An 11066-nucleotide genomic window follows, 5' to 3' on the forward strand; every position below is an offset into this window, starting at 1 on the left:
CGAAAGAAGAGGTCTTTTCCGATGAACAGATTTTTCTGGTCCATTGCGCTGGCCGCATTGCTTGGCGGCTGCGCATCGTTGAACTATCCCTTGCCGAAGTGCGATGGCCAGATCCGCCGTCCACTCAATCGCGCTATGTGGGAATGGGATGAAAACCGAAACCTGAAACCCCATCGCCAGGATACAAGATCATCAATGTCAGCATTGCCTTACGTTGAGCAGGGCAAAGAACCTGCGGCGTTTGCCCATCTCGATATCGCTGCATCGCATCGTTCTTGCGCGGGGTGAGGAGATGGTTACGACTGAAAGCCTCAAATCCTACTTCGAAAAAGCGCGCCGTTTTGACCAGGAGCGGATGATCCAGATAGAGCGATCGAACCGATTGGCCTGGTCTATCGCGTTGGCAGCAAGTCTGGTTGCGGTCGTCTCGATCCTTGCAGTTGCTGCGTTGACACCATTGAAAACGGTGGAGCCTTTCGTTGTTCGTGTCGACAATTCGACCGGTATCGTCGATGTGGTTTCGGCGCTGACTTCGACCGCCGGGACTTACGATGAAGCGGTGACAAAATATTTTGCCGCGAGATATGTTCGTGCCCGAGAAGGTTATGTCTGGAGTGAGGCACAGACAAATTTCAGGACGGTCGCGCTCCTCTCTACGCAAGCGGAACAGGATCGCTTTGCGAGCCACTATCGCGGTAGCAATCCGGGTTCGCCGCAAGTCATCTATGGGCGTGCGGCGACGACCAAAATCAGGATCGCTTCAATCTCGCTTATAAATCAGAACGTAGCGTCCGTGCGTTATATGCGCACTGTCACTCGAGGTGATGAAGTCCGGACGACACACTGGATCGCAAGCCTGACCTATGCCTACGCCAATGCACCCATGTCCTCCACGGACCGTCTTGTGAACCCGCTTGGCTTTGCGGTTAGCGAATATCGTTCGGATCCGGAGGCGATCAATTGATAAGACAGACAGTCCTTTTATCTGCACTGTTTTCAGGAGCCGCCTTTCCGGGGCATGCACTCGAGATTCCGCACAGTGCCTCGCAGGATAGCCGCGTCCGCTTCGTCAATTATCAGCCCTTCAACATCACCAGGATCGTTGGTTCGTTACGATCCTCTGTTCAGGTTGAGTTTGCTGCAGACGAAGAGATCGCCCATGTCGCGCTTGGCAACAGTGTCGCCTGGGAAGTTGCACCAGCCGGCAATATTCTGTTTCTAAAGCCGCGCGAAAAACAGCCGGTCACCAACATTTCCGTTGTAACGACCAGACGCGACGGTTCCACTCGCAGCTACCAGATGGAATTGACCGCGCGTGACGGGACCGTCGAGGTTGGTCAGAACACCTATTTCTATTTGAAATTCCGGTATCCCGCAGATGAAGCAAACGCGCGACGACAGCAAGCTGCAGCACGTGCACGCGCTGCACAGGCGGAGGAAGCTGACGATCTGCTGGCCCTCCATGAAGCCTATGGGCCTCGTAACTGGCGTTATTCGGCGCAGGGGTCCCAGTCGCTCGAACCGCAAAGCGTCTACGATAACGGCAAGATCACGACTTTCGCTTTCGTGGGCAACCAGGAAATGCCGGCAATCTATATCGAAAACCCGGATGGCTCAGAAAGCCTGGTGTCGAAATCCGTCGCCGGCAATCTAGTCATGGTTCACGCGATCAGCAGTAAGTTCATCCTGCGCCGCGGCAAGGACGTTTTGTGTGTCTTCAACGAAGCCTACAGCCGCGTCGGCATCAATCCGGATACCAACACCACGTCACCCTCCGTAGAACGTGTCGTGAGATCCGAGACCGCGGAACAATGAAGGGGGAAAACATGGCAGACGAAGAAGAAGCCCGTATCCCCGGAGAGCGCGCCGAGACGATCACCGATCAGCGCATCGACAGCAATCCGGTTGTCAAACGCGGCGCAATTGCACTCGCAGTAGTGGCGTTTATCGGCTTTGCCGTATGGTCTACTTCCGGAAACGACAACAAGGATCAACGCACCGACCCTGAGCGTGTGATCATTCGCCAAACCAACGCTTTTGAGCCAGCAAAGGAGAAGGCAGAGCCAGTTTCGCCTGTGCCTGTGCCAAAGACGGTGCTTCCAATACCCACATTGGAGCCTGTTCCGGAAATGGAAGACAAGCTGCTCGATTCCGCACGTCGGGCACCTGTTCTGGCCTATAGCCGGGAGCGGGGTAAGTCACCAGTACGGCGAGCCGGTGACGATCTGGCACAATCGATAGATGGCAACTTCTTGCCGCTCGATAGCAACGCGATGAGCCAGGGTCAGGTGAGCAACGACGAGCAACGGTTCGATAGTCTATTGCGACCGACACGTCTTGAAGGCGCACGCGCGGGAACGCTTGGCAATCGGAATTTCATCGTCGCGATGGGAAACTCAATTCCTTGCGTACTCGAAACCGCACTCGCTTCCGATCAACCAGGTTTCACGAGTTGCATCATTAACAGGGACGTCCTCTCCGACAATGGCAGGGTGGTATTGATGGAGAAGGGGACGCAGGTCGTTGGAGAGTTCCGCGGAGGGCTTCAGCGCGGCCAGAAACGATTGCTCGTTTTGTGGAATAGAGCGAAGACGCCCGAAGGCGTGATCATCACGCTGGCATCTCCCGCGACCGACGCGCTTGGACGCTCTGGTTTCGATGGCCATGTCGACAGGCATTGGTGGGAACGCTTCGGCAGTGCGCTGCTTTTGTCGATTGTGGGCGACGCAACCGGCTATGCCAGCAACCGTTTGCAGAATAGCGGTGTCGAAGCGCAAAACACCATGAGCGCCGGTCAGCACGCAGCGGCAATCGCAGTCGAGAAATCGATCGATATTCCCCCAACGCTAAACAAGCACCAGGGCGAGATCGTCTCCATCTTCGTGGCCCGTGATCTCGATTTTTCGGATGTTTATCGCCTTCGCGTTGCCGAACCGAAAAACCGCATCTTCGATCGGGCTGTGCTGGGTGATTTCAAGCCGGAATCGAAAGTGGTGACGAAGTAAAGGAAGTAATGGATGGACAGCACGAATGCGGCAGTCGTTCGCGAACTTTTGTCACCAATTGCAATCTTTCTCCAGGACAGGTCGCTTTATGAAGTGATCATCAATAAGCCTGGGCAGGTACTGACAGAAGGACCCGATGGATGGTGCTCTCATGATGCGCCGGGTCTGACCTTCGAAAAGCTCATGCGTCTTGCAAGGGCCGTTGCTACCTTCTCGAACCAGTCTATCGATGAAAAGCGGCCAATTCTTTCGGCGACACTTCCAGACGATGAACGCATTCAAATCGTCATACCGCCTGCGACCACGAATGCCACGGTCAGTATCACGATCCGCAAACCTTCATCTGTTGATTTCGCACTTGAGGATTTGGAAGATAACGGCTTCTTTTCCGAAGCGAGAAGCACAGGCGCAGCCTGTTCAGGACCAGAAACCAAACTGGCGGAGTTATATCGCAACGGTGAGTATAAGTTGTTTCTGCGGCACGCTGTCATTGCTCGTAAGAATGTCGTAATTTCCGGCGCTACGGGTTCTGCCAAAACAACCCTTGCAAAGGCCCTGATCAAACACATCCCCCATCACGAACGAGTGATTTCGATCGAGGACACACCAGAGCTGGTTATTCCTCAGCCCAATCATGTCCGTCTGTTCTATTCGAAGGGCGGGCAGGGGCTATCCGGGGTCGGCCCCCGCGAGCTTTTGGAATCCTGTCTTCGCATGCGACCGGACCGTATTCTTTTGCAGGAACTGAGGGATGGTACTGCATTTTATTATATCCGAAACGTGAACTCGGGACATCCCGGCTCGATCACCACCGTTCATGCCGGATCGACACAACTCGCATTCGAGCAACTCGCCACCCTTGTCAAAGAATCGGAGGCGGGACGTGCTCTTGAGCGCGTCGAAGTGCTTTCGTCACTTAAGATTGCCATTGATATCGTGGTTCAATGCAGGCGAATTGACGGATCTTTCAGGGCTACGGAGATTTACTTTCGCGACGAGATGGAAAGCTAGGCCTGAAATTCATGGGTGTCGTCTTTCTTGCTCCAGCCAAGGATGCAAGCACTTTGCCTCGCAAAAGGCAGTTCCGCCACAAAATCCGCGCAGAGTATCGTGCAAACTTCAATCTCGGTTTGACTGTAATCTAATGCTCCAGCCACGATCAGCGCTCAATCACCGATTGACCAAGGAAGTCCAGAAATGCGGCAATGCTTCGCGGAAGGTTTCGTCCCTGCATGGTTACAATTTGTAGCACACTGGCTTTCATGGTCTCGTCAACTACAGGAATGGCAACAATATTTTCCGGAAGGGTATTGTCCTTGCTGCCGGCTGAACTGGAAAACATAATCGTTTCCGCAGCGAAGGCGAATACTTTCAGAGTTGCCATGGAATTGGTGGAAAAAACGGGATCCATTGCCAGTCCCTTGGTAGCCAGAGCGGTGTCGATGAGCTGGCGCTGGGTTCGACCCTTGTCAGGCATGGCCATCGGTTCTGTTGACAGATCTGCAAGTGTAACCTGTTTCCGCCGGGCCAGCGGATGGGACCGTGGAATCAGGGCGTACATTGGCCTTCTGGCGATACGCTCGATTTTCACCCCGGCAGGTGCGGAATAACTGTAGGTAATGCCGATATCAGCGTTGCCTTCATTGACGCGTTCGCAAATTTCTGACGAGTTTCCCACCCACACATGAAAAAGAACGCCCGGAAACTGCTCACGAAAATCAGCAATGATACGCGCCAGGCGGTCGACCGCGAAGCCCTCGTAAGTTGCGACACGCACTAGCCCGCGCTGTGGTCCGCGCATTTCCCGCACGTCAGCCAAAGCGCGTTCGGTATCCAATGCGATACGCCTGACATGCTTGACCAGCAGTTCGCCTGCCGGGCTCAAAACCATCCCGCGCGGTCTGCGTTCGAACAGTTCCACAGCGAGCTCGGTTTCCAGTCGCGATATCTGGCGACTGATCGCTGAACCCGAGACGTTCAACTGTGCGGAGGCCTCGGTTATCGAGCCTGTTCGGGCTACCTCCAGAAAATAGCGCAAGGCAATGTGCTGCATAACGGCCTTTCTGCTTTGCCAAAAACGCAACGATATGAACTAATTTATGAAATTGTGGCATGTCTATCCGCTTGATATCAAGCCTGAACTGAGGATCGAGGGCCCTTAACGTCCCGATATTTCGCTTTCAGGGAGGTTTTAATGTCTGTTTTCACCAGTGAGGCCATTGCCGATGCAACGGCTATTCGCCAACAATTGCACAGCAATCCCGAGCTCAAGTATGAGGAACATGCAACGAGTGATCTGGTCGCTGAATTCCTGAAACAGCGCGGCTATGAGGTCAAAACCGGTCTCGCCCAGACGGGTGTACTTGCCATCCTTGATACAGGGCGCCCCGGTTCCTCAATCGGCTTTCGTGCCGATATGGACGCATTGCCTATCCAGGAAGAAACAGGCCTGACTTACGCTTCGAAGACACCCGGCAAAATGCATGCGTGCGGCCACGACGGGCATACTGCTTCGCTGTTGTTGGCGGCGGACAGACTTGCGCGGCATCACGAGCATCTTTCTGGTCGGATTACGCTGTTGTTCCAGCCAGCAGAAGAAGGCGGCCTTGGGGCTGCACGCATGATCGAAGAAGGTGCGCTGGACCGGGTCGAGACCATTTTTGGTTATCATAACCGGCCCGGTTACCCATTAGGGCGGGTCTTTGCTAAGGCCGGACCTGCGATGGGTGGAAGTTCGCTTTATGAGGTCACCATAACGGGTAAGGGTGGTCATGCTTCCCGCCCCGACCTGGCCATCGATCCGGTATTTATCGGAGCAGGAGTTATTCAATCGTTGCAAAGTGTCATTGCTCGACGCGTGTCACCGCTGGACTCAGGTGTCGTTACGGTTACCCAGTTCCATGGCGGCAATAGTCACAACGTCATTCCAGGCCAGGCAACAATGATGATCAACACGCGTGATGGCTCGCCTGAGGCTGCAGCGACAATCGACAGGGAACTTCGCCGGGTCGTTGCGCAGACTTGCGAGGCCTATGGTGCAAGCGTCAGACTGGAACAGACAATGCGGATTCCGCCTGTTGTCAATGACAGCGATGAAACGGACTTTACAATAAAGGTTGCTGTCGAGAGATTCGGCGCTGAAAACGCCGGTTTCATGCATCAATTGCCCACGATGGGTGCGGAGGATTTTGCATTCTATCTGGAAAAGATTCCCGGTTGCTTCTTCTTTGTCGGTAACGGTGAAGATAGCGCCTACCTCCACCATCCGCATTACAACTATCGCGACGAGATATTGCCGGTGGCGGCAGGCATGTTCGTCGCAATAGCTGAACAGCGCCTCAAAACAAATCCTTGAAAAGCCGGCTTCAGGTTGCGGTTTAACCCCTCTGCTTGAAGCCATTCATCATGATGCCGACCCTGCGCTGTCGGGAGGAACCGCATTACAAGGTGCGGATCGGACAGTACAGGGCCTGGAAGGGAAGAATTAATATGCAACGTTTTTTCAATGCGATCGAACGGGCGGGCAATAAACTGCCGCATCCTGTCATCCTTTTCGCATCTCTTTGTGTTGTCGTCGCGCTTTTATCATGGGTTCTGGCAATCTACGGCGTATCAGGAGTAAATCCGAAAACCGGCGCAAGCGTCACCGTCAAAAGCCTCGTGTCTGGCGAAGGACTGGTATTTGCTCTGACCACCGTGGCCAAGAATTTTGTGATGTTTCCACCGCTCGGCGTGGTGCTCGTTATCATGCTTGCCATCGGAGTTGCGGACAAGACAGGTCTTATTGCTGCACTGATGCAGGTCAGCGTGATGAAGGCCCCTCGCTATCTGACTACATTCGTCATTTTTCTGGTTGGCATGTGCAGCCACGTTGCGTCTGATGCGGCCTATATAATCCTCATCCCGCTTTCAGCGATGATTTTCCAGGCAATGGGCCGGAATCCTCTGGTGGGTGCAGTGACAGGATATGTAGCTGTCGGAGCTGGCTATGATGCGAGCCTGCTGATCACGCCGGCAGACGTTATACTCTCAGGCATTACAACAAGTGCTGCACACACTGTCGATGCAAACGCATACGTATCGCCTATCGACAACTACTATTTCATTGCATCCTCAGCGGTCATACTTTCAATTGTTGGTGCATTCATTATCGAGCGAATTGTTGAACCCATGGCTGGCACCTATCGTGGTAGCGTGGTGCTCGATGTTCATCCTGTCAGTGAACTGGAGCTGAAAGGGTTGAAGCGCGTTGGCTGGGCAACGCTGGCACTCATAGCCATCATAGTCGCAGCCGTAGTGCCTGCCGGATCGCCGCTTCGCAATGAAAATGGTGGACTGGTGCCTTCACCATTACTGGAAAGCGCAGTGGCTATTTTTGCCATATTCTTCCTCTTCCTCGGCTGGATCTATGGCCGGACTGTCGGTAAAATCAAAACTTCACAAGATGGCATAAACTTCATGGCAGAAGCAGTGAAGGAGCTTGCACCGACATTGGTTCTGTTCTTTGCCATTTCGCAGTTCCTTGCCTGGTTCAAGTGGACAAACCTGGGCGAGTGGATCGCCGTAGGCGGCTCTCACATGCTCGATGCCAGCGGATTTGGCGGTATCCCGCTTCTGGTGTCGTTTGTCGTACTGGCTACTGTCATGAACCTGTTTATCACGTCGGGGTCTGCACAGTGGTCCTTGATGGCACCAATTTTCGTGCCGATGATGATGCTGGTTGGTTTCGAACCGGCACTCATCCAGGCAGCTTTCCGCATTGCTGACTCCTCCACCAATATCGTGACGCCGATGAGCCCCTATTTCGCGGTCTGCCTCGCATTCTTGCAGCGGTATCAAAAGGATGCGGGTATCGGTACACTTGCGTCGATGACAATTCCCGTCGCACTCGGTTTTCTTGTCTCGTGGTTGTTGTTCCTTATCCTCTGGATGGAACTCGGTCTGCCGATTGCACCGGGCGTGGGATTGTTTATCCAGTAGCAAGTCGCCGCGCGTTCCGCGGCGCAGCCGGCAAAAAAACATCTGCATCAGAGCTCCCTGGCAATATTGTCAGGGAGCCGATTGGCAAATCCCGCCACTTTTGGTCAAACGCAGGATTTCAGGCTCGTGTGAATTGAGGCTGCCAGCTTTTCTGGTGCGGTGTGGACAGTACAGAAGCAGTTTGGCTCCAGAGAATCCATCTTTATATTTTCAGCATTCCACTGATGGTCGAGACCATCGCTCGCGCAATGCCTCGCGTGCTCTGTTAAAAGGTTTAATCAGGTAATCCAGCACTGTTTTGCTGCCTGTATTGATATCAATGGCAGCTACCATGCGCGGGACGATTGAAAAACGTTCGCCACTTTTTGTTAAAAAGTGCATCTGTCTTGATGAAAGCCCGATAGTAGAATTCCTCCGGCTTGACTTCATCCTGAATCGTATCGGGTGAAATACTCCCCACTTCCCTTTTAAGCTGCCCTATATCGCATAGTCACAGGCTGTTATCTTGACCGTTGCGGGCTGGCCGGGATGGATGTAGGCAATGTCACGCGGAGAATGCGAGCCTCGATAAGAAGCTGTTCATCCAGCGGAGCAATAATCATCAGTTTGCCATTGGGAGGAACCACGCCACTTATTGTCGAAACTTCGATGTTCTTTACGGTCCCTCCCATAGTTCAAAAGGGTGATCGTGATCGGGTCCAAAGGGGAGACTACATTGCGAATGCGCCTTTCGTTGGCGGAACTGAAGCTCAACCAGGTCAATGAGCGTATCGAATCCGGTGAACTTTGTTTTGGTCCTGACGCCTGCACGGGCTACTGACTTTTGGAGGTTTTAACGAACCGGTTGACTGCGGCGGTCATGTCCATTTCCTTGCGTCGAAAATAAATAGCCCGACCGCAGCGGATGGGGCGGTGCCCCTGTACAATAATGATCTGTTCATCCTTGCGCATCGACTGGGTAACCTCATGCGGCATTATAAGCGGTCGACGCTGGAAATTGATGCTTTCAGATTTTCGGGAAAGATGGCTCTTATCCCATCCTGTATTGCGTGAACTGTTCTTCACTTCTACCGTCATCTCCCCGCATTGCGCTGACACATTACGCGCGGTATCGAGCGCCTTGATCGCAGCATAGCTCGCGAATGCGCATCCATCGATCCATGAAACTGCACCATCTTTGCCAAAATGGCGTTCCAACTGGCCAACGGACTGGTACATCAGCATCAAGCTGATTCCGTATTTGCGCCCTCGATCACGTGCCTCTTCCAGTATGCGCATATAGCCAAGCAGATCGACCTCATCGAGCATGAACAAAACCCGTCGCCGGAATGCGCCATTCGCCTCTATCATTGCATTGATTAACGAGCCAATGATTACTCGTCCGATTGCCGGGTAGGAGCGAAGGATCGATGCGGGGATATTGAGAAATACGTCTTTTTCACCTTCGGCTATTTGTGCTGGTTTAAAACTGTCACCGCAGACAAGGGACGCGTAATTTGCGAGGGATAGCCACTGGGTATCCTTCGATGCGGTAGAGTAGACACCTGAAAATGTCTGCTCAGTCATGTTGACGAAGACACCAAGCGTCTCGCGAATAAACGTCGAGGCGGAATTTTCCTGAACGTCACGCAGCATGGCAAGCACCGTTGTCTCCGGTTCGGAAACGATTTGACGCAGGCTGTGTAGATTGCGCCGTCCGGAAAATTCTGGCGATAGCATTACATGCGCCAGGAGTCCTGTCAGCAAATTGTGTGCCTGGCTCTGGAAAAAAGACCCCGTTGAATTTTCAAGGCGAGCGCTTTCCGACAGCAGCATATGTGAGATGCTGACGATGTCTTCTTCTTTTTTTATCGACGTTTCGATCCCGTCAAGAACATTGAAACCGTTAACCGGGTTGGCGGGGTCGAGTACCACGACGTCTCGCCCGAGCCTTTTGCGGCGATGCTCGATTACCATCGATGCAACCTCGGATGACGGATCCAGGCAAACGATCGGACCACTATAGACAAGTGCTGTAGGCACGACATTACTGGTCGTTTTAAATCCACCTGATCCCGCAAAAAACAGCATATGGGTTGAATCGAAATTCTGATTGTAAGTCAGGAGTGGAGCTTTTCCGCCGCGCCCCCAGGTAGACGGATCGACTGGATCGAAAGGCAGTTCATGGATGAGTTCCTTGTCGACACGATAGCGCTCGCCAACAACGATTTCGCCGTCTGCAGGAAAGAGCCGTGCCGCCGCCGACATCGGTAACCAGTCTGCATCTCCAAAGATTCCGCGACGGGCGCGCTTCACCGTTTCGGGCACAACGCTTGAGATGCGCACGGATACCGCTGAAACAACAAAACCAACTGCGACGCTAACCAGGGTAACCATATCGAGGAATGATAGAGCCTGATCCCATTGCAGGACTCCGCTTTCTACGAAAGGGGATATGCGGGTGATCTCGCGCAGCGTGTAGAAACCCACAATAAGCAGAAAGCAAAACAGGCTGACCATGGCGACCGGTCGGCGCCGGTGCAGCGGTAGCAAGCAAACCATCAGCAGTGCCCCAAGCGGCCCCGATAGAAGCACTGGTGCAGGCGCAGCACGCATAAACCAGTACTGGAGCTTTCCTGGCAAGCCTGCGGCCAGTTCGGTCCAAAACCAATCCGCTACGTAAAAGGTAAAGCCGTAAAGAACGACTGGCACCAAAGCGAAAAGCAGACCTGGGAGTGGTATCGATCTGCCCATCAATTACGGTCTCCAGGAAACGGGTTGAGATCTTCTCGTGACACTTCGGTCCGGAAGGCAATCTCGCCAATATCGCGCAAACGACGGTACTCGGGCGTTCCGGGTGAGAGTTTTGCCATTTCCAGCAGTCCTCCTAACAGGAATGCCCGGTCGACACTCGACAAGCCTGCCCGCACGACAATTGCCCCCAGCAGGCGTTTGCTCCGCGGATCTGTCTTCCGATCAATTTTCTTGCTGGACATTCGCCGTTGCTCCGGTGTTGCCAGTCGGCTCTTCAAGGGACAAAAAAGCCTTACCGTAAACGTTGCTCTTGTAGGTCTTGCAAGAAGACGCGTTGTTCGTTCAACC

The 11066-nt window shown here is 53.5% G+C and carries 10 protein-coding genes; 7 read left to right on the plus strand and 3 right to left on the minus strand.

Features of this window, described 5'->3' with window-relative positions:
- The first annotated feature begins 21 nt into the window (after positions 1 to 21).
- Genes FG152_RS09915 through virB11 form a run of 5 tightly spaced genes read left to right on the plus strand, consistent with a single transcriptional unit; the run spans position 22 to position 4016 of the window.
- The gene (locus tag FG152_RS09915; RefSeq protein WP_213506859.1) at positions 22 to 288 is read left to right on the plus strand and encodes a hypothetical protein; all 267 of its coding nucleotides are present in this window, start codon (positions 22 to 24) and stop codon (positions 286 to 288) included.
- Positions 289 to 292: 4 nt separating this feature from the next.
- On the plus strand, positions 293 to 964 hold the full coding sequence (locus FG152_RS09920) for a VirB8 family type IV secretion system protein (RefSeq protein ID WP_025091594.1): 672 nt from the start codon (positions 293 to 295) through the stop codon (positions 962 to 964).
- Positions 961 to 1815: a P-type conjugative transfer protein VirB9 gene (gene virB9, locus FG152_RS09925; RefSeq protein WP_498986327.1), complete on the plus strand. Its 855-nt coding sequence runs from the start codon at positions 961 to 963 to the stop codon at positions 1813 to 1815. The genes FG152_RS09920 and virB9 overlap by 4 nt, the downstream gene beginning before the upstream one ends.
- Before the next feature lie 11 nt (positions 1816 to 1826).
- A complete protein-coding gene (gene virB10 / locus FG152_RS09930) occupies positions 1827 to 3005 on the plus strand; it encodes a type IV secretion system protein VirB10 (RefSeq protein WP_213506861.1) in 1179 nt (392 codons plus the stop codon).
- A gap of 12 nt (positions 3006 to 3017) precedes the next feature.
- Entirely contained in the window at positions 3018 to 4016 is a 999-nt protein-coding gene (gene virB11 / locus FG152_RS09935; protein WP_213506875.1) for a P-type DNA transfer ATPase VirB11, read from the plus strand.
- A gap of 148 nt (positions 4017 to 4164) precedes the next feature.
- Here the strand turns inward: virB11 and FG152_RS09940 are convergent, their stop codons facing one another.
- The gene (locus FG152_RS09940; protein ID WP_204157840.1) at positions 4165 to 5058 is read right to left on the minus strand and encodes a LysR family transcriptional regulator; all 894 of its coding nucleotides are present in this window, start codon (positions 5056 to 5058) and stop codon (positions 4165 to 4167) included.
- 141 nt (positions 5059 to 5199) lie between these two features.
- On the opposite strand from FG152_RS09940, the gene FG152_RS09945 reads away from it, so the two are divergent.
- Together FG152_RS09945 and FG152_RS09950 are read left to right on the plus strand one after the other, a co-directional pair.
- Positions 5200 to 6360 carry a M20 metallopeptidase family protein gene (locus tag FG152_RS09945; RefSeq protein WP_151576692.1) on the plus strand — a complete coding sequence of 387 codons (1161 nt, stop codon included), beginning with the start codon at positions 5200 to 5202 and terminating at the stop codon, positions 6358 to 6360.
- Between the two features lie 134 nt (positions 6361 to 6494).
- Complete coding sequence (locus tag FG152_RS09950; RefSeq protein WP_176036947.1) at positions 6495 to 7985, plus strand: AbgT family transporter; 1491 nt, start codon at positions 6495 to 6497, stop codon at positions 7983 to 7985.
- Between the two features lie 813 nt (positions 7986 to 8798).
- On the opposite strand, the gene traG is transcribed toward FG152_RS09950, so the two are convergent.
- Entirely contained in the window at positions 8799 to 10718 is a 1920-nt protein-coding gene (traG, locus tag FG152_RS09955; RefSeq protein WP_498986556.1) for a Ti-type conjugative transfer system protein TraG, read from the minus strand.
- A complete protein-coding gene (locus tag FG152_RS09960; protein ID WP_151665411.1) occupies positions 10718 to 10960 on the minus strand; it encodes a conjugal transfer protein TraD in 243 nt (80 codons plus the stop codon). The genes traG and FG152_RS09960 overlap by 1 nt, the downstream gene beginning before the upstream one ends.
- Positions 10961 to 11066 lie beyond the last annotated feature (106 nt).

Source organism: Ochrobactrum sp. XJ1 (assembly GCF_024701725.1).
Classification (GTDB): Bacteria; Pseudomonadota; Alphaproteobacteria; order Rhizobiales; family Rhizobiaceae; genus Brucella; species Brucella anthropi.

Excerpts from the sequence above, each read along its gene's own strand:
- FG152_RS09960 (WP_151665411.1), bottom strand. The coding sequence starts at position 10,960 with ATGTCCAGCAAGAAAATTGATCGGAAGACAGATCCGCGGAGCAAACGC.
- virB11 (WP_213506875.1), top strand. The coding sequence starts at position 3,018 with ATGGACAGCACGAATGCGGCAGTCGTTCGCGAACTTTTGTCACCAATT.
- FG152_RS09950 (WP_176036947.1), top strand. The coding sequence starts at position 6,495 with ATGCAACGTTTTTTCAATGCGATCGAACGGGCGGGCAATAAACTGCCG.
- FG152_RS09940 (WP_204157840.1), bottom strand. The coding sequence starts at position 5,058 with ATGCAGCACATTGCCTTGCGCTATTTTCTGGAGGTAGCCCGAACAGGC.
- FG152_RS09915 (WP_213506859.1), top strand. The coding sequence starts at position 22 with ATGAACAGATTTTTCTGGTCCATTGCGCTGGCCGCATTGCTTGGCGGC.
- traG (WP_498986556.1), bottom strand. The coding sequence starts at position 10,718 with ATGGGCAGATCGATACCACTCCCAGGTCTGCTTTTCGCTTTGGTGCCA.
- FG152_RS09920 (WP_025091594.1), top strand. The coding sequence starts at position 293 with ATGGTTACGACTGAAAGCCTCAAATCCTACTTCGAAAAAGCGCGCCGT.
- FG152_RS09945 (WP_151576692.1), top strand. The coding sequence starts at position 5,200 with ATGTCTGTTTTCACCAGTGAGGCCATTGCCGATGCAACGGCTATTCGC.
- virB10 (WP_213506861.1), top strand. The coding sequence starts at position 1,827 with ATGGCAGACGAAGAAGAAGCCCGTATCCCCGGAGAGCGCGCCGAGACG.